Source organism: Pseudoalteromonas sp. SWXJZ94C, assembly GCF_015864385.1.
Lineage (GTDB): Bacteria > Pseudomonadota > Gammaproteobacteria > Enterobacterales > Alteromonadaceae > Pseudoalteromonas.
The window spans coordinates 30,303-53,949 of the sequence record NZ_JADYXF010000001.1 but is presented as its reverse complement, the minus strand read 5'-3'; the positions used below and the strand labels follow the sequence as shown (position 1 = coordinate 53,949).

Here is a 23,647-nt window from a genome sequence, read left to right as displayed (position 1 = left end):
TTATGTTTAAAACACCTTTAAAAGCACTACTAATTGGCTCAGTTTTAGTCGCAACATCGTTTGCAACTTCATTTACAGCCCAAGCCCAAAGCATGCACGATAGCTGGAACACGTTAGTAACTAACAATGTTGTTGCTATTAATAATGGTCATAGTACTGAGGTTGATTACGCTGCTATAAAATTACAGCATAAAGAACTTAAAAGTTATTTAGATTCACTAACAGCAGTAACACAAAGTGAGTTTGATGGCTGGGAAAAGCCTAAGCAACTCGCTTTTTTAATCAATGCTTATAATGCGTGGACTGTTGAGCTTATCGTCTCAAACCTTGCCAGTAAAGAGCACCCTGATCTTAAGTCAATTAAAGATTTAGGCAGCTTTTTTAGCTCACCGTGGAGTAAAGAGTTTGTTCCTTTACTTGGTAAAACACGTAGTCTTGATGATATAGAGCATGGTTTAATTCGTGGTAGCGGTAAATATAACGACCCACGTATTCACTTTGCTGTAAATTGTGCGAGTGTTGGTTGCCCTGCACTTCGTGAAGAAGCGTACACCGCCGACACTTTAGAAGCACAACTACAAGAACAAACGGTTCGCTTTTTATCAGATACAACTCGTAACATTGCAAAAGATAATACGCTAAGCGTGTCTTCTATATTTAAATGGTACGGCGATGATTTTGAAAAAGGCTTTAGAGGCACAAATACACTGGGTGAGTTTATGCTGCAATATCCAGATGCGCTTAAACTGATGCCTAATCAGCAAAAAGCACTTAAAAGTGGTGAGATGAAAATTAAATTTTTAGATTACAACTGGGATTTAAATGCACGCCATTAAGTTTTGGCAAATCATTACGCGATACAGCTTTTGCTGTGTCGCGTTTTGCGTTTGTATAACGGCAAGTTTTGGTGTTTTTTCGACCTCAACGTTTGCCAGTACGGTTACTAGCACCGATACTAATATCAAAAATAATATAAAGAATAATGCTGCCCAAAAATCACGTTGGGAACATATTAAAACGCAAGGTCAAAACCAAGACGTGTATTTTTATGCGTGGGGCGGCGATGCACAAATAAATGCCTATATTCAATGGGCTGCAAAACAAGTTAAAACTAAGTACAACATAAACTTAGTGCATGTAAAACTCAGCGACACCAGCGAAGCGGTAAGCCGTGTACTTGCAGAAAAATCAGCCAATAATAACAACCAAGGCAGTGTTGATTTAGTGTGGATAAATGGTGCTAACTTTGCCACCATGAGCGAGCATTCTCTGCTTTTAAAGCAATGGGCTAATAAGCTACCTAACTTTGTATTTACCGATCCGATAAATAATCCGGCTGTTAATTTTGATTTTGGCTTACCTACCAATGGAATGGAAGCACCGTGGGGGCAAGCATCGCTCACATTTTATTACGATAGCCTAGCAATAGATGGCTCAGCTAATAATAAACTTCCCACTACATTAAACGAATTATTACACTGGAGCGCGCAAAACCCAGGCCGCTTTAGCTACCCAAAACCACCTGACTTTTTAGGTATGAGCTTTTTAAAGTACGCACTAGTCATGCTACATCAACAAAGCAATGAAAGTGTAAAAGCACAGTTAAACCAACCAGCTACCGCTTTAAATATGGCACAAGTGCTAAATCCGTTATGGGACTTTTTAAATAAACTGCACCCAACACTTTGGCGTGGTGGTACGCACTTTATGCAAAGTGGTGCACAAATGCGACGCTTAGTAGACGATACAGAGCTGATCTTAGCCTTTACGTTTTCAGCTCCCGAAGTGCCTGCAGCAGTTAAACGCTATGATTTACCAAACAGTATTCGTAGTTACGCTATGAATGATGGCAGTTTAAGTAACACCCATTTTATTGCTATTACTTACAATGCCAGCCACCAGCAAAGTGCGCAATTAGTGGCTAACTTTTTACTTAGCCCACAAGCTCAGGCTCATAAACAGCAAGCACATGTTTGGGGTGATAAAACGGTACTTATTCAATCAACATTAAATGCTGAGCAACAAGCTTTGTTTAAAACAACTAAACCACACCCAAGCGCCCTTCCTTTTAACAGTATTAAACGCACATTAAGTGAGCCACACCCAAGCTGGGTTGATGCAATTATGCAAGGGTGGCAAACGCGTTATGGGGTAAGCAAATGAGTGTAATTTCAAACAAAGTGATTGCAACTTCAAAGCCCGTTACGCATTGTAATACTGATATATTTACCCGTATGGTTAAGTTTAGCCCGCGCTTTTTACTCGCCTTACTGATATTACCCGTACTTGGTGGCTTAATTAGTGTTTTACTACCCGCCTTTGGTTGGGCTCCAGCACTTGAACAAACCAGTATTGGTTTACAGGGCTTTAATGCACTTTGGCAAACACCTGGTTTGAGCCAAATGGTTGCATTAAGTGTTGCAACTGGCTTGGTAAGTACCCTACTTGCTTTTGTCATTACCTTAATGATTTTAGCTGTGTTTTTTAACAGTCCTTGGCTTGGTCATATTCAGCGTTTACTGAGTCCAATTTTAGTAATACCACACGCAGCAGCCGCTATTGCAGTTGGTTTTTTAATTGCCCCTTCAGGTATGATTTCGCGTTTAATATCACCTTGGTTGAGCGGTTGGGATCTTGCACCAAACGGCATGTTTCCGCATGACTCGTTTGGTATTAGTATAATTTTAGGCTTAACACTTAAAGAACTTCCTTTTTTGTTATTAATGGCACTGGGCGTATTGGCGCAACCTGAGCTCGGCAAAAAGTTACGCCAACAACACAAAGTCGCGCTTAATTTGGGTTACTGCCCAATGACTGCTTTTTTTAAAGTAATACTTCCAAGCCTTTATCCACTCTTACGTTTACCCCTTTTAGCGGTACTTGCCTATGCCAGCGCAAGTGTAGAAATGCCACTTATATTAGGTCCAAATACACCGCCTACTTTGGCCGTTGCTATTATGCATTGGTTTAACGATGTTGATTTAAACCTGCGCATTAAAGCCTCAGCCGGCGCTTTGCTACAACTCGCTGTAACCGGTGGGTTATTGGCTATATGGCTTGGCGGCGAAAAAGCCATTAAAATGCTATTTAGTGACCTACTTACCAATGGCGAGCGTGAATATGGCGGCGCGTTTTGGCAAAAAATCACCGTTACCCTCACCATATTTGTTATTGGTTTTATATTATTGTCGCTTATTGGTTTAGTAATGTGGTCGGTCGCTGGATTTTGGCGCTTTCCGGCAGCTATACCCGATCAGTTTGTGCTGTCACACTTTAAAAGTGCGTTAATGCAAATGGGCAGCCCACTGTTTAATACACTTGCTATTGGTTTAGTAACAACCGTATTTGCCATTATAATTACGTTGTTATGTTTAGAGTCAGAGCAATTAAACGATAAACCAATTTCTCGTTTTACGAGTTTAATTATTTACTTACCGTTGCTTGTGCCTAGTATTGCTTTTTTGTTTGGTCTTGTGTGGATTCAGCAATTAGTAAATAACCAAGCCGCATTTTTTAATGTGGTACTTACACACTTACTCTTTGTTTTACCTTATGTGTTTTTGTCGCTTGCTAGCAGCTATCGACGCTTAGATCCACGCTTTGCAAATGTTGCGGCAAGTTTAGGCGCCGCCCCATGCAAAGTGTTTTTTAGAGTAAAACTTCCTCAGTTGTTTGCACCAATTTTAATCGCTGCCGCACTGGGTTTAGCAATAAGTTTTGGTCAATATTTACCTACACTTTTAGCCGGTGGCGGACGTATAGCCACAATAACTACTGAAGCCGTTACACTTGCTAATGGCGCAAGTAGGCGCACAAGTGCGGTGTATGCCATTATGCAAATGGCGCTACCACTTATTGGATTTATACTTGCGTGGGTATTGCCTAAGTACTTTTTTAAAAGTGCGCGAGTTTAGAAACGCATAAATTATAATGCATATATCGTTAAGGTTTTTTAATGCAGTCATCTTTACAGATTAAAAATTTAAAGCTTTGTCGTCAAAACGAGCTTTTACTTAGCTTGAACGAACAAGTGAATGGCGGCGAAATACTCACAATTATGGGGCCTTCGGGCAGCGGTAAATCAAGCTTATTAAATTGGCTTACGGGCACATTACCAAATGGCTTTAAAGCTAATGGCGAAGTATGGCTTAACGGCGAAAACATTGATAACTTGCCTGCGCATTTGCGCCACATTGGTGTGCTTTACCAAGATGCTTTATTGTTTTCGCACTTATCGGTTGCTGGCAATATTGCCTTTGCTATGCCTAAAGGCAATAAAAAGCAGCGACTTGAAAAAATAGAACACGCGCTTGAACAAGTCGGTTTGAAAGACATGGGCAATCGCCACCCCGACAACCTCTCGGGCGGCCAGCAAGCACGTGTAGCATTATTACGCATGCTACTGAGCGAGCCTAAAGCTATTTTGCTCGATGAACCATTTAGCAAGCTCGACACACAACTGCGGGTTGATACTCGCGAACTCGTGTTTAGCCAAATACGGGATCACAAACTACCCGCAATAATGGTAACCCACGACCACAGCGACGCAGAGGCTGCCAATGGCAAGCTCATTACGTTAAGCGCAGCTCTTTAATATGGCTTTAATACATAGCTTAAACGCATAAGGCAACAAACATGCTAGACAAATTTATCACCCCTGTAATAAAGCCACTTTTAACTCCTGTTGTAATGCTTATGCACAAACGCGGTATAACCCCCGATCAACTCACTGTTGTTGGTTTTTTAGTGGGTTTATTAGCAGTGCCATTACTTGCTTTTGGACTTTGGTATGGGGCATTAACTGCCATTGTTTTAAATCGTATTTTAGATGGGCTTGATGGCGCACTGGCGCGTTATTCAAATCAAAGCTCTAGTGCTGGTGGATTTTTAGATATAACGCTCGATTTTTTATTTTATGCGGCTATTCCGCTTGGTTTTATTTTGGCGAACCCTGAGCAAAATGCAATTGCCGGCTCGTTACTACTTGCAGCCTTTATTGGCACTGGCTCAAGCTTTTTAGCGTTTGCGATTGCCGCCGAAAAATTTAAGCTTGAAAAACCTCAGTTTAAATATAAAAGCTTTTACTACTTAAACGGTTTAACCGAAGGCACAGAAACAATTGCACTGTTTATTGCATTTTGTATTTGGCCACAACACTTTGCCATTATGGCAAGTATATTTGCTGTTGCTTGCGGCGTTACTATTTTTACCCGTATACATGGTGGTTACCACACTTTAAAGCAGCAAGAAGCTGACGTTAATAACGCAGAGCCAAAAGCACAACACTTCGATACAGAGGTAAATAATGACTAACGAAGTATGGTGGCGTCTAGGCTGTTTTTTTAGCATTTTAATTATTATGATGTTACTTGAATGGCAAAAACCAGCACGCCAATCACCCATTAAAAGCAGCACACGCTGGTTTGCTAACTTTGGTTTAGTGTTTGCCTCGTCGGTTATTGCACGCTTAGTTGTACCCATTGGCTTAACCGCTGTTGCACTTTACAATCAAGAGCATGGCATTGGTTTATTCAATCAAATAGCCATGCCAAGTATGATTACTATTATATTGAGCATGTTATTACTCGATATATTAATTTACTGGCAACATAGGTTATTTCATCAGGTGCCTATTTTATGGCGCTTACATCGCGTACATCATGCCGATGCCCACGTTGATACAAGTACGGGCTTGCGATTTCACCCTATTGAGATTGTGCTTAGCATACTAGTAAAATTTGTAGCCGTAAGCGCTCTTGGCGTACCCGCAATAGCAGTGCTTATATTTGAAATAGCACTCAACGGTTTAGCATTGTTTAATCATGCAAATATACGTTTACCAAATAAAATTGAAAAACCATTACGCCTCGTTTTGATGACCCAAATACTTCACCGAATACACCACAGCAACGTGGTAAGTGAAACAAACTCAAATTATGGGTTTAGCGTTATTTGGTGGGATAAACTGTTTGGCAGTTATAAAAGCGAAGCTAAAAAGCCTGATGGTGATATAAATATAGGCTTAATTGAATACCCAAGTGCTAAGCAAAATGCATCTCTTTGGAACTTACTTATAATTCCTTTTAAAAATAAATAACGAAGATATTTAGGTTATAGATTGTTATTTAATATGTAAGTAAAGCACATAGCTGTGCTTTACTTACATTCATACATTAGACCACTGCAAACTAAAGTAACCCCTCCTTTTTTACTAAACATTTTAACCAACCAATAAATGCTATATTTTTATAACTCCTTGTTAACTGGTCGAACCGTAAACTAAATGTAAATAACATAGACAAATATGTTGACCAATTACCTTCCCCGCAATATCATTTGTAAGCGCTTACAATTCACACATAAAAATGTAAGCGCTTACAGTAAATAAAAACGATATAACTTTTAATAAGTTAAAACACAAATTCTGACAATAATCTGTTGAAACCGGGGTTCAGTTATGAACATTGAAACAACGCACATTACTCGCTTATTGGCTGCTATTTCATTAGCATCTTTAGCTGGTTGTGGTGGCGATGCTGCCACTACATCAAATTTTGATAAAGTAGACGTAACCGCACCAGTCTCTGATTGGCAAATGGTTTGGAATGACGAATTCGATACATCTAGCATTGATGCAAATAAATGGAATTTTGAATTAAATTGCGATGGCGGTGGTAATAACGAAAAACAATGTTACACCGACAACGAAGAAAATGCCTTTGTAAAAGACGGCATACTTAACATTGTTGCCCTCCCTGCTGGAGAAGGTGCAGAACAGCCATATACATCAGCGCGTTTAAATACACGTTATAACGCTGATTTTACTTATGGTCGATTTGAAGTGCGTGCAAAATTACCAGCAGGTCAAGGTAGTTGGCCCGCATTTTGGATGCTGCCAACAGATGAAGTTTACGGCACTTGGCCTCGTTCTGGCGAAATAGATGTTTTAGAATCAGTAAACCTTAAAACACCAGATGAAGACGGCGGAATAGAGTCAAGCATCCACGGCACCCTTCATTACGGACGTGCATGGCCAGATAATAGCTACACAGGACAAGAATATAAATTCCCTGAGAATACTAATCCAGCAGATGATTTCCACACTTATGCTGTTGAATGGCAAGAAGGTGAAATTCGCTGGTACGTAGATGGTTACCTTTATGCAACCCAGCGTCAATCTGAGGTTTTATACAATTCCAAAAGTGAGCCTGCGGGCTTAAAGCATCGAGGTTGGTTTGCAGAATACTTTGAACAAGGTTCTGGCGAACTTACAACGCATTGGGATAGCGCACCATTTGATAAAGATTTTCACTTATTGCTAAACCTAGCAGTAGGCGGCGACTGGCCTGAAAACGTTAATGATTTAGGTATAGATGCTAGCGCATTTGAAAACGGCCAAACCTTTGCTATTGATTACGTACGTGTTTATCAATGTGCATCAAGCCCTGATACAGGTAAAGGGTGCGAAACTATTCGCCCAGGTTACGATAGCTTAGACGATGCCCTACTTGAAGGTGATGCACCAGTTCCTATAGCTGATGGAGTTACTCCATTAACCATATTTGGTGATTCTTTTAATATTAATTGGCCTGCGTGGGATTGTTGCGGAGGTTCAACTCCTGCAATAGTTGTTGATGAACAGCAAGGTAATACTGTTGAATTTAATGTTGGTGAAAACCCAACTGTAAACGGTTTTATTTCAAGAGCGGCAAACATTACCAATGAGGCAGGTGTAGCCTCCCCTTTTGATGCAACGCCCCTGTTAGCACAAGGGTATTTTCAATTTAAAATGAAAGTAACTAGCGCACCTGCTGATGCAAACTCTACATGGGTTATTAAGCTTGAAAGCGCAGGAGACACAACAACTGCGGCCGAACTACCCATTACTCAAAGCGTTGAAGGTATTGCTCCTGTTGTAGGTCAATGGCAAACATACACATTTAAATTAACCGATCTTGTTGCTGCAAACTTAGATATTAGCGCTATTGATGCGGTTATGATCTTTCCTACTTGGGGCACTGGTAATGGCGCTGTTTATAGAGTAGATGATGTAAAAGTTACGCAAGATTTCCCTGAGCTTGATGTGTTTTCAGATACTCAAAATCTTGATTGGCCAATGTGGGACTGCTGTAGCGGCTCTACGCCAGTGGAAGTAATGGATGATGAACAACATGGTATAACAGCAGAGTTTACAATAAATGATACGCCTACTGTAATGGGCTTTAATAGCCGTACATCTGTTGGTGGAAGTGGCGAGGCATTTGATGCAAGCGCTATCATAACACTCGGTCAAATTACGTTTGATATGAAAGTTACGAGTATGCCAAGCACACCCGATGCGCCATGGTTTTTCAAAGTTGAGTCAAACGAAGGTGACTCTGCCGTAGAGCTTGCACTTACTGCAAGTGTTGAAGGTATTGCCCCTACTTTAAACGAATGGCAAACATATACTTATACGCTTTCTGATTTATCGGCTGCCGGTTTAGATGTAAGTGCAATAGATGTATTAATGATTTTTCCTAATTGGGGTCAAGGTGCTGGCGCAGTATATCGTGTTGATAATGTAAAAATTTCAAACCCGTAATTAAGATTTCACTGACAAATTCTAGGTGCTTACACAGCACCTACTCTCTTGAACAACATTTTATAAAGCAGAGCTATTATGAACACATTCAATTTTAAAAAGAGCCAACTTGCGGCTTCTGTGTCTCTCATCATTGCTGCGAGCACATTAAACACAGCTATTGCGGCAGAAGCTGAAACAAGCGTTTCATCTGATGTAGAAGTTATTGAAGTAAAAGGTATTCGTGGTTCACTTATCCGCTCAATGGATATGAAACGCGATTCGGCAGGTGTAGTAGATGCTATTTCAGCTGAAGAAATGGGTAAATTCCCTGATACTAACTTAGCAGAATCACTGCAACGTATAACCGGTGTATCGGTAAGTCGTGCAAATGGCGAAGGTAGCCAAATTACAGTGCGTGGTTTTGGCCCAGAGTTTAACTTAATAACGTTAAATGGTCGCCAAATGCCAGGCACGGGTTACTCTCGTTCTTATAATTTAGAAAATATTGCCTCAGATGGCGTAAGCGCACTTGAAGTATTTAAAACTGCACGCGCCGATATACCTAGTGGAGGCTTAGGCGCAACGGTAAATATATCAACAGCCCGTCCACTACAAAAACCTGGCGAGCATTTTACAGCATCAGCAAAAGCGCTTTACGATACCTCAAATGAAGCTGGCGATGATGTAACACCAGAAGTATCGGCGATGTACAGCAATACCTTTAAAGATGAAACCTTTGGTATTGGCTTTTCGTTTTCTCACCAACGCCGTGACTTTCAAAAACAAAGCGCAAATATTCAAGGTTGGCAAGCAAACGTAGATTTACCTACCCTTGACCAAAGTGATTTTATTGACAACCGCAGTGTTGATGCTGATGGAAACCCTACCGGTAATTACTATCTTCCAAAAGATATGAACTACTCAATTGAAGACTTACAACGCGAACGCACTAACGGTCAAGTAACACTTCAATATGCGCCAACTGATAACTTTGTAGCAACTGTAGATTACACCGCAAGCGAAGCAACCACTGGCTCACAAACTATTGGCTGGGGTATTTGGAACGACTTTGGCAGCAATATTAATGGTTACGAGTTAGACGAAAACGGCACTGCCGTATACATGGATTTAAGCGGTAATGATGCTTCATTTACTTCAAGCAAAAGTACCACCGAAGTTAAAGCACGCTCTTTAGGTGTGAACCTAGAATGGCAAATTAATGATACATGGCAAGTTGAACTTGATTATCACGACTCTAAAAACGAAACTGATAACGGCGCAGATAGCGGGTTAGGTAGTGCAGGACAAGTTATTTTAGGTTCAGACCAGCTTGTAAATAAAGTATACGATTTCCGTACAGGTGAAATACCAAGCGCTGAAGTATTTTGGCAAAATGGGACAAATGAATTAACTAAAGGCGAAATAGATTCTAACTTTAGTCAATTTATTCATTCACCAGGCGAGTCAAATATTGAACAACTGCAATTACACACAACTTGGTATAACGAAAGCTTTGATATTGGCTTAGTTGAAGTTAAATTTGGTGCCTCTCGTACAGAGCAAGACACTGGCGGTTATACTGCATGGAGCGGATTAGTGGGCGGTCCTGGTTTTAACCCGTCGTACACTGAAATATTCCCAGATGCGATGTTTACTCGTAATGATACATCTGGTTTGCTTGATCAGTTTTCAGGCGGTGGCAGCGACTTACAGCCTAATTACTACTACACATTTGACTTTGACGAAGCGGTAGCAAGACAAATAGCTTACTTAACCTCAGATGTTACCGGCGGCGATGCATACGCAGCAAACGCTTATCTAGATGGTATTGACAGCGAAAGCTATGTTGAAGAAATTACCAACAGCTTTTATGTTCAATCACGTTGGGAGTTTGAGCTTGGTGATTACTTTTTAAAAGTAAATACAGGCCTGCGTTACGAACAAACAGATGTAACCAGTACAGTACGCCAACGAGTAGAGCAACAAGTTAATTGGATCAGCGCCTCAGAATGGATTATGCAATACGCAGACGGCGGCGACGATAATTTCTTAGAACAAGAAGGTGATTACGACGTTTTACTGCCTTCAATTGACTTAAGTCTCGATTTAACCGATGACATAGTTGCCCGTGTATCTTGGGGTAAAACAATGTCACGAGCGCCATTAGGTAACCTAGCGGGTGGTCGAAGCCTTACAGGCAGCCCTAAACCTGGTTCGCGCACAGGTAGCCAAGGTAATACAAACTTACTGCCATTTAAATCAACAAACCTTGATTTATCGTTAGAGTATTATTATGCAGAAGGTAGTTATGCATCAATTGGCTACTTTAAAAAAGACGTAGACAACTTTATTCAAACAAACATTACGCAAACAACAATTGACGGTTTACACGATATTTTAAACGGTCCTCGTTACTTGCAAGCCGTGAGTGATTTAGAATCACGTGGCGAGCAAGCAACAACCGATGCTATTTTTGCACAAATGATCGCAAATGGTGATGCCAATTCAAGTGGAATTATCGAGCCAAACAGTGATGATCCGCTAATAACATGGAATATTAGTCAACCACAAAACAGCGACAGTAAATCAGTAGATGGTTTTGAAGTTGCTGTGCAGCACTTAATTGGCGAAACCGGATTTGGTGTTGGTGTAAATGCTACATTTGTAGACGGCGATGTAGAATTTGACACTGAAAGTTTAAGCCAACAATCACCATTATCGGGTTTAAGTGACTCGGCAAACTTTCAAGCATTTTACGAAAAAGATGGCTTATCAGTTAAAATTACTTACGCATGGCGCGACTCGTACTTAATTGGTGTTGGTCAAGCGCAAGGCTCTGCAGACGCACCACCGCAGTATGCTAAAACATATGGTCAGTGGGATATGAGCGTAAATTACGACGTAAACGAAAACGTAACGGTATTCTTTGAAGGTGTAAACCTAAACAACGAAACCGAACAAGGTTACGGACGTTACGAAGAGCAATTCTTATTTGCTAATCAATACGGTCCTCGTTACGCCATTGGCGCACGTTACAGCTTCTAAAATATTTACCAGCAAAACGAAGCCGCTCTATTGAGCGGCTTAGCTTTATTTATACCTTAATAGTTCACACGTGCACAAAAACTATATTGAGTTACCTTGATTTTACAATCTGTTTTAACTACTTGTTTAACAGTAATGTTTTAGGATTTTCTTCATTTCTCGAGTGCAAAAATTAGTATACTTATTATCTTTCAGACCAAGATTAGCGTATTTTTCAACCTCGCTTTTAAACAAATTTTGCTCAAAAAGATATCGTGCAAAAAAGCACAGGTTAAGATCGGTAAACTTATCAGGTGTAGCTAAATGAGGAAGCAATGTAACTATATGATTTGATGACAGCCTTTTTTCTCGCAGGTGCTTTACAAGAATACTCCATGTATCTTCTCGTATCCGCCCATTTTTGTGACTAGTAGCAATAGCTACTAAAAGATTTTGGATTTCTTGATTTTTAATACTCTCAAATGAAAAGAACTTACAAATAGGCAGAGATTCTCTTATTACTTCTAAATTATTGTCTTTTAATAATAAAGCTATTTCGCGTTCAAATAATGCGAAAATGAATTGCTCTTTATTAGCAAAGTTAATAAGTGAAACAGTACTCGTCGATTTAATTTTTTATTTTTATCAGCTAAACCAAGGCGAATAAATTCAATATAATCAGATAAACTGCGCGGTAATTTATTAGTACTGTTCTTACTTTTATTACACAAAGCAACATAGTCTTTTACTTCACTATCAATATTATCTTTGTACCAATTTTCATCACTTATATGACGCTCAAAAGCATCCATCGCCCCTTTTCGGGCAGGAACATCCGCTTTTATAAAAAGTGCCTTAACCTCTGACATACTCTTAAAATCAATATACGTACGAGTCAGTACCCAAGCAGCGCTCTCCTTAACGGCTTTATTAGTTGAAGTTAATAAGCTTTTTAAATGTATTATTGATTTATTAAGATCTAGTGCACCCACTTTAATGCCTTTGTACATCCACTCTTGAGCTCCTTGGCGTGGTCTGTATTTAGCGTACCCTTTTCCTACATCTTCACATTCAAGAAATTGAGTAAATATAGTAGGCTCAGCACTCAAGTTCTTCAACACCCAAAGTATCTCTTTACTAGAAAGACTGGAGTAACTAACAGAGTGAATATGCCTTAAGTTTTCATACGTTGGTTCATTGTAAAATGTTTTTATATGTTCAATATTGACTAATTCAGATTCACTAAAGCTTGATGGATCAACGAGTTTATTATTTTTTAATTTTTTAACACCACCATTCAAAGTTATTGCTGCTACCGGACCAAAAGCAGCAATACTATCCGTGGACCCATTGTGAAAAAATTTAGTTACTTTCACTAAGGGAAAGACACATTGGTTTTTATGCCTCAAAAGTAAATCGATATCTTTCCCATACTCTAACTCACCAATAATATCCTTAGCATTATCGTAATTAACCCAATCAGCATCAGGGATTTCATCTCGGATAACTTCACCAAAATAAGCACCAAACTTTTCCATTAACTCGGTGGTTAATTTTCCACCAAGAGCAGCAATAAGCTTTTCAAGTTCGTTTAACGTACCCATGGTGCCATCTAACTGAGGATTATCCTTCTTTAGTTCATCACTTAATGTGATTGCTTTGTTTTTTATTTCTTCCATTTAAAGTACTCCTGTTAGCTATATATGTACTCAAATACAAATTAAACTGATTCTTTATTAAAGAACCAGTTTAAAATCGCTTTATTTAAGTTTTAAGTTCATACGATGTTATTTTTTCTTTTTACAAAAAATCATTCAATAAGGTACTCATATCCGGCTTCAGATACATCACATTCAATTAAGATGTAAGCTTTTTTTACTGCGCTATAATCTAAAATGTTGTTTAGCTGTTTTCCCCTTTTAAAAGAGCCACACTAAATTCCACCATTTCATTGATAAATATTAATATTTCTTTGGCTTCAATTTCACTCTTTATCTGATTATGTAAAATTGAATGTATTAACTTATCTTTATTTAAACATGTTGCGATATCAATAATAACGGTATTAACCGGTTCATAATCTACATTCATGACTTTTACATCTACCCACTTTGACATCAGTTGTATTAGGGTTTATTGATCTTTCAAGGTTGAATTTACAGCAGTATATTTGGTATTTAGGCAAGACAGAGCCTATGCAGTGTGGTTATTTCCCATAAATGGGCGATAACGTAGCATAAAGGCAAAACAGGCGCTGCCCAGAGGGTTCTTTCTAGGAGCTATTTACTCTTTGTTGCTCGGTTTTTACTTATTCTTACATGGATGTAAGCCAGTAGAATAAAGCAGGAGCAGTTATCGGGCCCACTAGGTTACAAATCTCGCACCGCGGTTAAATAGCCCTAGTTTGAACAAATTTTAATCCGCAAAAATCAACAGACCCTAGTTTTAGTTAAAATAAAGAGGTTAAACAGATATAACGTTTATTGTACATCTGATTTAGCGCGTGCAATAAAATCTGAATAGTCAGCAGAAATAGGCATGACTTTGAAGGGGCTGACGTTTGCCCCGCCAGTGTTACCGCTGGGAATTAATCCAAACGCAGTTTTGGTAGCTGCTCCAGCTATACGAAATATTTGTCCAAAAAGCTCACGTAAATCGTTTTGCTTAAACGCCCAGCAAAACATCAATATATGCACTTTAACATGAAAATAAGTAGATTCTTGACCGAGTACATGAGCATTTTCTAAATGCTCAAATGCCTCCATAAACTTGCCATTTTTATTAGCTAAATGAGCTAAGTCTAATTCGGCATTTACATATGGTTTTATATTTTTAGTGAATTGACTAAACATACTTCTATCCTTGTAAGCGTATAACGAGTATTTAAAGCAACTCGTTTATAACCTATGTTTATTAATGGTCAAACAATAACCGAGTTGCTATTTTGGTTCAATTGCTACTTTTGTTTTTTAGTTTTGCGAGCTCTCTTGATTTAATTTTTAGCACTTTAATTTTAGCGCCGTACCAATTAGCCATAGGTGCTGCTGCAATACCGTGTATTAAAGTACTCATCCATACAGCGTTAATCGCAACAATTAAAACTGAGTGACCGTATTCACCTAAAATATCTTTAGAGATAATAAGTGCAAACAGCGCTGTAGCAAGACCTCGAGGTCCAAAGAACCCCATAAACACTTTTGTTAATACTTTAGCTTTAGTGCCAATCAGTGAAAGATAAATAGCAAGAGGTCGTACAATAAATATACTTACTAAAATATAACCAACAACAGGGAGGGTTAAATGCTCAACAGCTGAAGGAAGTAAGCCAAGCCCAATAATAACAAACGAAGTCCATATTAATATTTGCCCTTCACTTTCAGTAAATTGGTATATAAATCGACAATGGCCTTTTACAATATTACCAAAGGCTAAACCTGCAACAAACGCTGATATAAATCCATTTCCACCCATTAAAGTAGCCATTAAATATGATGTGCCGGTAAGTGCTAAAACGCCAATTCCTTCATATATAGTCGATGATATTTTTTTGACTCAGAGTATAAAAATAAACGTCCGCTCGAAAACCCCATAAATGCGCCAACCAAAATACCTATAAATATTTGGCTAAATCCAAACACTAACCATGACATTTCATTTTCTTGAGAGCCGGTTTCCATAGCAACTATACTGGCAAAAAATAAAATAACAGGTAATGCTAGTCCGTCATTTAAACCGCTCTCAACTGATAAACTTTGTCGCTCGTTTAAAGGTACGCTCTCATTGCTAACAACAGCTTGACCTAAAGCTGCATCAGTCGGTGCTAAAATTGCCGCAACTAAGGCTAGCATTGCCCAAGGCCACTGTGGAAAAAACAAATAAGCAAAGCCTGTACCAATCAAAATACTCAACGGCAAACCTATCAATAGCATTCTTAAAGACCACGTATTTTGCCTTTTTAATCTGCGTAAATTTATTTGTGAAGCATCTAAAAATAATAATACAACTAGCGATATTTCTGCTATTAAATACACGGTCTCGTGTGCATCGCCTATATTGATCAGCCCAACCTGAGATACAGCAAAACCTATACCTAAAAATACCATTGGCGCCGTGATAATAGTGGTAGAGAGTTTTTTTGCTAGCATAGAGTAAGCACTAACTGAGAAAAGAAGAATGAGTAATCCTATTTCCATTGGGAGTTCCTATTAGGCATGGCTTGGTATTTTTATTAGAAAATATCAGGGTTGGGGTTAGCTATATTAAATCAGCACAATTTATTGAGTTAATTTTTATAAGTTTATTTTTAACTTTAATCTAAAATAATAACCGGCACCTAAATAACATTAGCCTGCCGGTTACGTTTAACTTTAATATGTAAAAGCTTATTTAGCTGCTGCACGTTTTGCGTCTAAACCAAGTAACTTATCAATAGATAAAAAGCCAGGTCCACGAGCAAAAATCACTAATAATGAAACAGCCCACCACGATGCCGGATTAATCCAATGATCGAGTGTAGGAAAAACTGCAAGCTGAATAAACATTGTCATACCAATAAGACCTAACGCTGCAAAGCGAGAAAACAAACCGATAATCAGTAATATTGGGAGTAACACTTCAACAACACCAGCAACCACAGCAAGCGTTTCAATTGCTTTTACAAGGAATGAGCCATCAACATAATCTAATGTTTTTGGATCACAAAGCTGCAAAGCACCTTCTCTAACTGGATCAGGACAGAAAAATTCGTATTTAAATAAGTCGTATTTATCAACATTAAATTGTAAAAAGCCATCCCATTTACTCAACCCAGAGTCTAGGAATACTTTAGCGACCATAAAGCGAAGGAAAAACAGTGCTATAGGTTCTAAGAACCGCGATAACTGCTCTCCCATCTGTACGTACAGTTGTTGTATTTTTTTTATCATGCCCATATTTATTCCTACTCTTGTAATGTGTACTAATTGATTTGGATTTCTAATAACTCATTTTGCAAGCATGCTGTAAAAGCATCGCTCACTTCAAAGTTTTCATCTACCGTTATTGCTGCATCAAAAGCTTCACCTAAAGACCTACTTGTACCCTGTAGAGCCTGCATAAGTGCAACTTCTGCGATAGAAAGAGAGCGGGCTTGCACCGCACCTTGTAAACGCCATAACATTATAAAATCCTCAGTAGAGGATTTAGTTACAACGACATCATTATTATTTGTTTTTAGCGAAATCCATTCAAAAAATGCGCCTTCACTCACACTAAGTAGCAGTACGCTGGGGTTAAGCTTTACATTAAGCTCAGTAAGCTCAGTACCTTGTTCCATTAGTTGAGTAACATATTCTATAGTTAAAGTTTCAGTTGAATCAGCGCTCATCAAACTCATTAGCCACGCGTAGTCTAAATGCGCAATATCAACTAAGTTCATATATAAATCTGATGCACTTTGCTGATTTACAGTGACTTCAAAAATATGTTTATTTTCAATTTCACCATCTTTAATCAAATCTGCAACAAAGTCTGGAAAGCTTAATCCGTATCCCACCAAAGTGCCCTGCTCTGGTGGAAAACGGTCAACATAAAGTCGTGCCATTTTACGAAAGTTCTCACTACCTACTTTTTTTTCACACATAGGAAAGTTAGCTATTAATGCATCAACGCAGCCTTTATAAAACCCGTTTCTATACACAGCTAATCTTTTAATGTGCGAAGGATTTTCGCAAAAATGCTCCATTGCACTTGGATCGCCCGTTCGCAAATAGCGAGTAAAAGCATCAATATATTGATTGGTACTCATTGGCGAACCACTTCTTTATGAGATATATTTAAGCGACTTTGTGACTCGCTTTGATTCAAATAGTTTTGCGCAGTTTCTCGCTCGCTCATAAGCTCTTCAAACGATGGAATATTAGCATCTCGCTCAACAAGCACTGGTCGCTGACCAAATATCTCAATTGCTTGTTCTAGCAAATCCCATACAGGAGTTGCCACCGGTGCTGCATGGCTGTCTATCAATAGTGACTGACCAAGAGCTGGATCCGGATCGTGCCCTGCAATATGAATTTCTCCAACAAGCTCAGCGGGGATCTGCTTTAAATAATCAAGCGCATCAATACCCGTGTTTTTACTACTGATATATAAGTTATTAATATCGATCAGTAAGCCACAACCAGAGCGCTTAGCCGCCTCAACTAAAAACTGAGGTTCATCCATATCACTTATAAAATCTAAATAGTTACTTGGGTTTTCTACTAAGATTGACCGACCTATGCCCGTCTGGTAACAATCAATCCCATTAATTAAAGATGCAAGAGCGTCTTGTGTGCGAGGTAAAGGCATTAAGTCTGCAAAATATTTACCCTCAGACTTAGACCAAACTGCATGCTCAGATACCAGTGCTGGTTGAAACTCATCAATCAACGCTTTAACTCGTTTAGTATGAGCAAGCATGGCTTTATGATCAGAGCCTAACGAACCACCAACACCATGAAAACTAATATCAAAATTTTCACGTACCGCTCTCAAATAATTTAACCGAGGTCCACCTGCTACAAAATAATTTTCTGTATGCACTTCAAACCAAAGATTATTATTTGTAACTGGCTGTTCTACTGGTAAAGCTAAAATGTCGTCAAGATGTTCTGGCTTTAAACTTAGGCCGGCACCTAATTGCTCCCCAGCAACAATGTACTGGGGAAAACCTGCTTTATTAACCTTCAAGCGAGCCTTTACCATTAGGAGTTACAACTGATTCACATACGCCTTTAGGTGCATATGTCCATGCGTTAGCTTGGAAGTCTGTAGTTGAAGTGCCTTCACAACTCGTTCCTGCACCTGCTTTACAATCATTTTCACCAGCTAAAGCAATACCAAAACATTTATCTTTACGACCGCGAACTTTATCACCAGCTACCCAGCCTTTAAATTGCTCTTGTACTTTTGCTGAAGCACCTTCTGCAACTGTTAACTGGCTGTTAGGACCAGCTACTGCGCCTGCACTTAATACTGCTGCTGATGCGCCAATTAATAAAGCCGTAGTTAAATTTACTTTTTTCATTTGTATGCTCCTGATTAAAATATTTTTTCTTGTTTTATCAATGGATGCGAATAAACATCCACATTCTCATAAACAAGTACAATAAGGATAAGCGGTATCGCCGTTTTATCAATTTAATAGACCTATTTGCATAAAAATAAATTTCAAATTAAATTTCAAAAATATTGATAACAATAAAATAAAAAAGATCTCAACTTGTAACAAGTCCAGAGTAACGCATTGATATTTAAACACTACTTGCACTAAAAAATAACAGCAAAGTGAATAAAGTGTTAATTAAATATTTCAAAAAAAGTTATAGATCGTCAACTGCAGTTAAATTACGATTTAATCTGAACCCTAATTAAGAGATATATTAGGCTCTATTAACTTTTGAGGATTAAAATTTGTTCTTTTTCGAAGAGGCTTAAACGCGATGCGTAGTTTGTAGCTTAGTGAACTCTATAACGGCCCCTACTCACGCCTCTTACCTACACCCGTGCAGACAACAAAGAGCAAATTAATTAGGTAGAAAGTACCAAAATGGCAGCGTATGTTTTATCTTTATGTTGTGGTATTGCCTATATATGGGAGCTAAAGTATAGGAGTATAGAACGTGAGTGTTGAGGAAAACCCCGTATTTTATGCAGGGTTAGTTAAACATTTTTACCGAATTACGTAAGCGTTATAAGCTTAAAAATTAACTTGTCGTTTTTTACGTTGGTTATTAAAATAAACAAGTAACGCAATAACAATTAATATATAAGGGAAAGCAATTACCCACTTTTCTTCTAATTGCTTTTGTTTTTTATACCATGAAATATCGTAAATAAGATTCTGATCAATGCGTAGTTCGTAAACATCAATAGCACCTCTGTTTTGAAATATGTTTAAAAACGCAGTCTTTCCAACCCACTCTTTTCGTGCATCATCACAATAAAGTGAATCGATACTCATCGGAATTTCATAAAATTTAGAATCATTTAATTTAACCGATGAAAAATATTCATTGTGTCGTCCTGAGCAACCAACATGGGTGATAACACCTGATACCTTTTCTAAATCTTTATACTCTGCAATTGGTATATCGGGTCCAAAAGAGAGCCTAAGTGATATTACAGCCGACACTAAAAATAGCGCAATAAGAGCAACTTTCGTTATTATCGACATCGAAATTGTCCCTCTGCAGTCTTTAAACGCGTATACGTAATAATTACACCCCTTGGTCTTTTTAATTATTTACTTCACAGCAAAAAAATGATTACTATCTATTACTTTACAACAACTTACCAATTTAAGTGTTGTATTATTAGTAAAGGATTGTTGAGAATATTATTACGCTATCTGCGTTATTTATTTAGCACCTTAAATTTTTGTACCGTATTTCTATCGGTGCCTCTCGATTTGGCTGCGTTTTACTGTGACTTGATACGGAGCGTCATCACCTATTATTAAAGCGGTATCAGTCCACTCAACGTTAGCCCAGCGAGAATATGCATCTTCTTTAGAAGTAACACTGCCTAATGCCACTAATTGATGATAACTGCTATCTCCGATGTGAACTTTGCAGTTAACATTATAAATATCCCCTTCTTTTTTTAACGTAACAACAGCAGTATAAAAACCTTTGCCGTATTTCCAATCAGGGCTTCTACTAATCAAAATCACATCTTCTAAAGAATACGTCACTGTACTTTGAAGTGCAGTATTGATAAATCTATACGCTAAAAATGAGTACGAAGTAGCTAATAAAATAATGACAATTAAGTCTAAACCACTCAATTTTTTAAAATTCATAATTCAAATATCTACCTTTATATCACCATAAAAAAACCAGCTATAAAAACAAGAGCAAGCTCTATGCGTCACCTAAACAGTTAGGTTCACCATCAGTAACAGGCATAAACCAATATAGAGTTGCCTTAAATAGTAAACTTAAAAGTGCGATAGAAACTATTAAAATAACTTCCACTTTGCTGATTTTTATAAATTTATACTTTAAAGTCTATTATAAACCACCAAAAATTGAACTAAAATAACGGAATTTTTTTACAACTATTATTGCCAAATTATTTATCTAACCATGGCGGTCTTACATAAACCACTTTGCTTGAATAATCTAAATCTTTAACCCAATATCGGTCTCTACAACCAAATTTCCATAACTTAGCACCAGCATCCATTGTATTATCCGTTAGGTCATTGCTTCGTTCTAAAAATGGCCACATTAAATAAGTTGCAACTTCGTCGCATTTAGTAAGATGGATAGCCCAGTTTTTAAGAACTTCGTAGTGCTCATCATCATAAGGAAAGTACTCTATCCAATACTCAGTAATCGCTTCATAAAGCACACCAAAAAGCGTGTTAACTGAAGTGCCTGGAATTTCTATATTTGAAGGGGCAATTTCAACTTTAAACCCATTGTCTATAAAAGTAATAATGTCGGCGTTGTAATCTTCTTCAAGCAAAATGGAGCGTAAGCTCGATACGTGTAAAGAAACAATACGTTTAAGCTCTTCATCATCACACTTAACGTAGTCTAAATTGGGTGTTTTATACCCCCATCCAGGAATAGAATCAGCATTGTTTTGTATTTTTGACAATCTCTTACGTATATCTTCGTGTTCATCAAAAACTGACCACGCAATTTCTAAGTCATCTTTATTATGAATAGCATTAAAGAAAAAATAATGGTCAATTTCATTTTCAATATCAATTGAATCAGGATCTTCACTATTTCGCTTTAGTATGTCTTCTAATAATTTTAGTTTTTGATTCATTAACATCTCTTAAAATGACTATTATGCAGGCAGGAGGACTTAAATGCTTCCTCGTAATATATTGATTTTAGGCTCAATACTATTCCAATGTTCTCCAACATATAACCGACAAGACATACGTGGAAGCAACCTTAAAAGCTTACCTTGTATTGAGTTATTACTTTTAACTTGTTTAGTTATTTCTTTTATTAACCATTGCTCGTTAAAGCCCGCCCATTCACCGGTAATGCTTAACAAATTAATTGATACAACTGGCGCTACTTCTTCGTACAAAATACTGCGTAGGGTTTCTATAGAATAGGGAGATTCAGAACAAATACGTATTATATAGGGGTAATTTAAAGTTACATCAGTGTCCAAAAACAAGTCTGCCAGCGCTATCCAAACAGGTTTTCTTTGTTCTATATCGCTGTCTGTAAAGTTCAATATGCTCACCCTATTATGCTAACTTGGCATTAAAATACCACCTATCACCAAATTCAACTAACATGCTTTTATAAATTTAACTCTATGTAAATAAAGTCTATATGTAAAAAGTGACGTATTCGTTAACAACAATATGGTTTATTAAAAAGGTATTATATGAGAGGCACTTAACGCTACGCTGAATGGTAAGTTTGGAGTGCAGCAAATGTGTAGCCATGATACAAACCTTTGTTGCATATTTACTTTGGCTCACCTTTCCAATACCTTTTAAATCTCTTTAATATAAAAATATAGAAAATGGATACGACAAAAATATAAATAAAAAGAGCGAACATCATAATAGCTTGAGTTTTAATGTAACCCGTAATAATAAACATACCGTAAATAGCAAACGCCCAGTATATAAAACCTAAAACTTCATCAATTAGTGTAAATTTAGATAGGTAATAAACCCATTTTTTTAAATGGCGTAATAAATTTCTCATACATTAATTCAATTTATCTTTATTGCGTTTTAGAATTACAAATATAAAGTGCATGCAAACAGCCATTTCCTATACTTAGCCGAGTACAAATAATGTGAGCTTGTAATGGTACAGTTAAAAAACTTGGCTGTAGTTAAAGTTCTACTTTATCATTCAAGCGAATGCATAAGATACTCAAACCCCGCATCAGATACATTACACTCAATCAAAATATATGCTTTTTCAACAACACAATAGTCTAAGGGCTTACCGTTCAATTGCTTTTCTTCTTGTAAAAGTTCAGCACACAGATCGGTCATTTTTTCTATAAACACTAAGATCTCTTTAGCCGTCGTTTCATTTGATATTTGATTATCTAAAATTGGTTGGATTAACTTACCTTTTTTAAGATGCTCGGCAAAATCAATGATTACGGTGCTAAGTGGCTCATAATTAACATTCATATTTTTAATCTCATACAGCAAAGTTTGAAATGGGATTTCGATTTTTTGATAGGTGTTTATTTTTGGCAAATAAATTTGATTATTCTGAACAAATAATACATACACTGAAAAATTAAATAGTGTGTTAGTTAAAAAATTTAAAACAAGTTCCTGAAATTAACTCTAAAGGCTTTAAGCATTTGGAGCCCACAAATTAAGAGTTTAGCATGACTGTCTTGTGAATTATTCACTGTAAAGACCAATCGGCAATTAGCTTAATTGATACGTGATCATCACTGCAGTCAACAGTTTCGATTAACTGCACCATTTCAACTTCTCTTTCATTTAATAATTTATCATCTTGATTATAAAGCCTAATATAACCAGATTCGTCGCTGGCAGAACTGCCAAGCATATGTACCGCTACACTCTATATCGCTAGCAACTTTAAATGTAAACTTTCGACCATTAATTATCATCTAAAACCCTAAGACTCGTGTAACACCGAAATAACCAGCACAACTAGTTATTAATAATTTAAACAACATATTAAGCTTACCAGCGTAAACCGTATTTTTTCTTAATTCTTTTATATAAATCAAGCATGCTTTCATCCTTTGCAAACCCTACTATTCCTATAAATACAAAACCACTCAATAGCACTAATGATATTACTAAGGTAAATATGAGTTTTAGCGTAATTTCCTCATTTGAAGTCAACACTATATAGATAATAAACAGCCCAAGTATCGCTGCCGAAAAGCAAACTACACGTCGAATAATAACCCAAGAAATTGCCATATATTTACGTAAAAAACTCGGTGAAGAAGCTCTATCCGGATAGATATACCATACGAATAAACAAGCTATTGCTATAACAATTAATATTCCAAACCAAAGAGGCATATAAAACCTTAAGT

The 23,647-nt window shown here is 37.6% G+C and carries 24 protein-coding genes; 8 read left to right on the top strand and 16 right to left on the bottom strand.

What is annotated here, in order from left to right:
* Window positions 1-2 precede the first annotated feature (2 nt).
* The 8 genes from I6F65_RS00265 to I6F65_RS00230 all read left to right on the top strand — a co-directional run bounded on the left by I6F65_RS00265 (window position 3) and on the right by I6F65_RS00230 (window position 11,611).
* Window positions 3-836, top strand: a complete 834-nt coding sequence (locus I6F65_RS00265) for a DUF547 domain-containing protein (protein WP_197110920.1) — start codon at window positions 3-5, stop codon at window positions 834-836.
* On the top strand, window positions 823-2,163 hold the full coding sequence (locus I6F65_RS00260) for an ABC transporter substrate-binding protein (RefSeq protein ID WP_197110918.1): 1,341 nt from the start codon (window positions 823-825) through the stop codon (window positions 2,161-2,163). The genes I6F65_RS00265 and I6F65_RS00260 overlap by 14 nt, the downstream gene beginning before the upstream one ends.
* Entirely contained in the window at window positions 2,160-3,914 is a 1,755-nt protein-coding gene (locus I6F65_RS00255) for an ABC transporter permease (RefSeq protein ID WP_197110916.1), read from the top strand. The genes I6F65_RS00260 and I6F65_RS00255 overlap by 4 nt, the downstream gene beginning before the upstream one ends.
* A gap of 41 nt (window positions 3,915-3,955) precedes the next feature.
* The gene (locus I6F65_RS00250) at window positions 3,956-4,594 is read left to right on the top strand and encodes an ATP-binding cassette domain-containing protein (protein WP_024610884.1); all 639 of its coding nucleotides are present in this window, start codon (window positions 3,956-3,958) and stop codon (window positions 4,592-4,594) included.
* Window positions 4,595-4,635: 41 nt separating this feature from the next.
* On the top strand, window positions 4,636-5,313 hold the full coding sequence (locus tag I6F65_RS00245; protein WP_024610883.1) for a CDP-alcohol phosphatidyltransferase family protein: 678 nt from the start codon (window positions 4,636-4,638) through the stop codon (window positions 5,311-5,313).
* Window positions 5,306-6,097: a sterol desaturase family protein gene (locus I6F65_RS00240; RefSeq protein ID WP_024610882.1), complete on the top strand. Its 792-nt coding sequence runs from the start codon at window positions 5,306-5,308 to the stop codon at window positions 6,095-6,097. The genes I6F65_RS00245 and I6F65_RS00240 overlap by 8 nt, the downstream gene beginning before the upstream one ends.
* 360 nt (window positions 6,098-6,457) lie before the next feature.
* The gene (locus I6F65_RS00235; protein WP_197110914.1) at window positions 6,458-8,584 is read left to right on the top strand and encodes a glycoside hydrolase family 16 protein; all 2,127 of its coding nucleotides are present in this window, start codon (window positions 6,458-6,460) and stop codon (window positions 8,582-8,584) included.
* 78 nt (window positions 8,585-8,662) lie between these two features.
* On the top strand, window positions 8,663-11,611 hold the full coding sequence (locus I6F65_RS00230; protein WP_197110912.1) for a TonB-dependent receptor: 2,949 nt from the start codon (window positions 8,663-8,665) through the stop codon (window positions 11,609-11,611).
* A gap of 530 nt (window positions 11,612-12,141) precedes the next feature.
* On the opposite strand, the gene I6F65_RS00225 is transcribed toward I6F65_RS00230, so the two are convergent.
* From I6F65_RS00225 to I6F65_RS00155, 16 genes are all read right to left on the bottom strand, one after another.
* Window positions 12,142-13,269 (bottom strand): hypothetical protein, encoded by a 1,128-nt coding sequence (locus I6F65_RS00225; protein WP_197110910.1) that lies wholly within the window; start codon window positions 13,267-13,269, stop codon window positions 12,142-12,144.
* Window positions 13,270-13,492: 223 nt separating this feature from the next.
* Complete coding sequence (locus I6F65_RS00220; RefSeq protein ID WP_024610879.1) at window positions 13,493-13,708, bottom strand: hypothetical protein; 216 nt, start codon at window positions 13,706-13,708, stop codon at window positions 13,493-13,495.
* A 362-nt stretch (window positions 13,709-14,070) separates the two neighbouring features.
* A complete protein-coding gene (locus I6F65_RS00215) occupies window positions 14,071-14,442 on the bottom strand; it encodes a DUF3703 domain-containing protein (RefSeq protein WP_197110908.1) in 372 nt (123 codons plus the stop codon).
* Between the two features lie 97 nt (window positions 14,443-14,539).
* Entirely contained in the window at window positions 14,540-15,073 is a 534-nt protein-coding gene (locus I6F65_RS21950; RefSeq protein ID WP_269435947.1) for a cation:proton antiporter, read from the bottom strand.
* A gap of 23 nt (window positions 15,074-15,096) precedes the next feature.
* A complete protein-coding gene (locus tag I6F65_RS21945; RefSeq protein WP_269435946.1) occupies window positions 15,097-15,783 on the bottom strand; it encodes a cation:proton antiporter in 687 nt (228 codons plus the stop codon).
* A 189-nt stretch (window positions 15,784-15,972) separates the two neighbouring features.
* On the bottom strand, window positions 15,973-16,515 hold the full coding sequence (locus tag I6F65_RS00205; RefSeq protein WP_231613060.1) for a DoxX family protein: 543 nt from the start codon (window positions 16,513-16,515) through the stop codon (window positions 15,973-15,975).
* A gap of 32 nt (window positions 16,516-16,547) precedes the next feature.
* Window positions 16,548-17,375 carry a DNA-binding domain-containing protein gene (locus I6F65_RS00200; protein ID WP_024610875.1) on the bottom strand — a complete coding sequence of 276 codons (828 nt, stop codon included), beginning with the start codon at window positions 17,373-17,375 and terminating at the stop codon, window positions 16,548-16,550.
* Window positions 17,372-18,298 carry a DUF692 domain-containing protein gene (locus I6F65_RS00195; protein ID WP_024610874.1) on the bottom strand — a complete coding sequence of 309 codons (927 nt, stop codon included), beginning with the start codon at window positions 18,296-18,298 and terminating at the stop codon, window positions 17,372-17,374. Before I6F65_RS00195 ends, I6F65_RS00200 begins: the two co-directional genes overlap by 4 nt.
* Window positions 18,288-18,635 carry a DUF2282 domain-containing protein gene (locus tag I6F65_RS00190; RefSeq protein WP_008165743.1) on the bottom strand — a complete coding sequence of 116 codons (348 nt, stop codon included), beginning with the start codon at window positions 18,633-18,635 and terminating at the stop codon, window positions 18,288-18,290. The genes I6F65_RS00195 and I6F65_RS00190 overlap by 11 nt, the downstream gene beginning before the upstream one ends.
* Before the next feature lie 672 nt (window positions 18,636-19,307).
* On the bottom strand, window positions 19,308-19,784 hold the full coding sequence (locus I6F65_RS00185) for a hypothetical protein (protein ID WP_197110906.1): 477 nt from the start codon (window positions 19,782-19,784) through the stop codon (window positions 19,308-19,310).
* A 216-nt stretch (window positions 19,785-20,000) separates the two neighbouring features.
* Entirely contained in the window at window positions 20,001-20,411 is a 411-nt protein-coding gene (locus tag I6F65_RS00180; RefSeq protein ID WP_024610872.1) for a hypothetical protein, read from the bottom strand.
* A gap of 272 nt (window positions 20,412-20,683) precedes the next feature.
* Window positions 20,684-21,394, bottom strand: coding sequence for a hypothetical protein (locus I6F65_RS00175; RefSeq protein WP_166109188.1), 711 nt, complete (start codon window positions 21,392-21,394; stop codon window positions 20,684-20,686).
* A 39-nt stretch (window positions 21,395-21,433) separates the two neighbouring features.
* Entirely contained in the window at window positions 21,434-21,820 is a 387-nt protein-coding gene (locus tag I6F65_RS00170) for a hypothetical protein (protein WP_024610870.1), read from the bottom strand.
* A 634-nt stretch (window positions 21,821-22,454) separates the two neighbouring features.
* Entirely contained in the window at window positions 22,455-22,817 is a 363-nt protein-coding gene (locus tag I6F65_RS00165; RefSeq protein WP_158001064.1) for a hypothetical protein, read from the bottom strand.
* 157 nt (window positions 22,818-22,974) lie between these two features.
* On the bottom strand, window positions 22,975-23,142 hold the full coding sequence (locus I6F65_RS00160; protein ID WP_158001063.1) for a hypothetical protein: 168 nt from the start codon (window positions 23,140-23,142) through the stop codon (window positions 22,975-22,977).
* A 140-nt stretch (window positions 23,143-23,282) separates the two neighbouring features.
* Window positions 23,283-23,633 (bottom strand): hypothetical protein, encoded by a 351-nt coding sequence (locus I6F65_RS00155; protein WP_197110904.1) that lies wholly within the window; start codon window positions 23,631-23,633, stop codon window positions 23,283-23,285.
* Between the last annotated feature and the right edge of the window lie 14 nt (window positions 23,634-23,647).

Bases quoted from the DNA above. Each gene is read 5' to 3' on its own strand.
- I6F65_RS00265 (WP_197110920.1), top strand. From the start codon at position 3: ATGTTTAAAACACCTTTAAAAGCACTACTAATTGGCTCAGTTTTAGTC.
- I6F65_RS00260 (WP_197110918.1), top strand. From the start codon at position 823: ATGCACGCCATTAAGTTTTGGCAAATCATTACGCGATACAGCTTTTGC.
- I6F65_RS00255 (WP_197110916.1), top strand. From the start codon at position 2,160: ATGAGTGTAATTTCAAACAAAGTGATTGCAACTTCAAAGCCCGTTACG.
- I6F65_RS00250 (WP_024610884.1), top strand. From the start codon at position 3,956: ATGCAGTCATCTTTACAGATTAAAAATTTAAAGCTTTGTCGTCAAAAC.
- I6F65_RS00245 (WP_024610883.1), top strand. From the start codon at position 4,636: ATGCTAGACAAATTTATCACCCCTGTAATAAAGCCACTTTTAACTCCT.
- I6F65_RS00240 (WP_024610882.1), top strand. From the start codon at position 5,306: ATGACTAACGAAGTATGGTGGCGTCTAGGCTGTTTTTTTAGCATTTTA.
- I6F65_RS00235 (WP_197110914.1), top strand. From the start codon at position 6,458: ATGAACATTGAAACAACGCACATTACTCGCTTATTGGCTGCTATTTCA.
- I6F65_RS00230 (WP_197110912.1), top strand. From the start codon at position 8,663: ATGAACACATTCAATTTTAAAAAGAGCCAACTTGCGGCTTCTGTGTCT.
- I6F65_RS00225 (WP_197110910.1), bottom strand. From the start codon at position 13,269: ATGGAAGAAATAAAAAACAAAGCAATCACATTAAGTGATGAACTAAAG.
- I6F65_RS00220 (WP_024610879.1), bottom strand. From the start codon at position 13,708: ATGTCAAAGTGGGTAGATGTAAAAGTCATGAATGTAGATTATGAACCG.
- I6F65_RS00215 (WP_197110908.1), bottom strand. From the start codon at position 14,442: ATGTTTAGTCAATTCACTAAAAATATAAAACCATATGTAAATGCCGAA.
- I6F65_RS21950 (WP_269435947.1), bottom strand. From the start codon at position 15,073: ATGGCTACTTTAATGGGTGGAAATGGATTTATATCAGCGTTTGTTGCA.
- I6F65_RS21945 (WP_269435946.1), bottom strand. From the start codon at position 15,783: ATGGAAATAGGATTACTCATTCTTCTTTTCTCAGTTAGTGCTTACTCT.
- I6F65_RS00205 (WP_231613060.1), bottom strand. From the start codon at position 16,515: ATGATAAAAAAAATACAACAACTGTACGTACAGATGGGAGAGCAGTTA.
- I6F65_RS00200 (WP_024610875.1), bottom strand. From the start codon at position 17,375: ATGAGTACCAATCAATATATTGATGCTTTTACTCGCTATTTGCGAACG.
- I6F65_RS00190 (WP_008165743.1), bottom strand. From the start codon at position 18,635: ATGAAAAAAGTAAATTTAACTACGGCTTTATTAATTGGCGCATCAGCA.
- I6F65_RS00185 (WP_197110906.1), bottom strand. From the start codon at position 19,784: ATGTCGATAATAACGAAAGTTGCTCTTATTGCGCTATTTTTAGTGTCG.
- I6F65_RS00180 (WP_024610872.1), bottom strand. From the start codon at position 20,411: ATGAATTTTAAAAAATTGAGTGGTTTAGACTTAATTGTCATTATTTTA.
- I6F65_RS00175 (WP_166109188.1), bottom strand. From the start codon at position 21,394: ATGAATCAAAAACTAAAATTATTAGAAGACATACTAAAGCGAAATAGT.
- I6F65_RS00160 (WP_158001063.1), bottom strand. From the start codon at position 23,142: ATGCTTGGCAGTTCTGCCAGCGACGAATCTGGTTATATTAGGCTTTAT.
- I6F65_RS00155 (WP_197110904.1), bottom strand. From the start codon at position 23,633: ATGCCTCTTTGGTTTGGAATATTAATTGTTATAGCAATAGCTTGTTTA.